Raw genomic sequence first — 573 nt, forward strand, 5'->3', positions numbered from 1 at the left:
CGTAACTCTGTTACCTCGCTCTTCTTTCCGCTTAAACGCACAAGAAGCGGCGCTGAACAATCACGCCGGATTTAAAGTGCTAAAACACGTAGCATGGCGTCAAGGTGATCGAGGGAAAGCAAGCGCGCCAATCTTTCGAATTGTAGGTGGTCGTGATTTCTCTGGCTCTTACAATGCAGATGGTAGCCCGATTAATGGCAATAACAGCTACTCTAGTGACGGCTATAACGAAGAAACCATCAACGGCCCACTGTATGAGTTAGATGGCAAATTCCAAATTTACGTGCAGCATTACTTGTTTGCAGAAACCACGCTGGATTTGCGTGAACCAAGCGTTCGTGAAGTTCGCTTTGAGTCTAAATCAACTGACCAGTTGAATGATGAACTCGGTGATGTTGACGGCAACGTTCAAGTGGGTAACCTCGCAGAAATCTCACCAACGGTGACTGAAGAAACCTTCTTAAAGAGCTACCGATTGGATCAAAAACGCCGCATGAAAAGCAGCGAAACGCACTACTTAGACAACCCTCTAATGGGAATGATCATCCAAGTGCGTCGAGTTAACTAAACTTC

At 46.1% G+C, this 573-nt stretch carries 1 protein-coding gene; it reads left to right on the forward strand.

Annotated features, from left to right (window positions below; genetic code table 11):
* The coding region (locus R7Q11_RS28210; RefSeq protein WP_225467231.1) for a peptidoglycan binding protein CsiV at positions 1-568 on the forward strand (568 nt) is incomplete at its 5' end.
* Between the last annotated feature and the right edge of the window lie 5 nt (positions 569-573).

The sequence above is a fragment of the Vibrio sp. 970 genome, assembly GCF_033339075.1.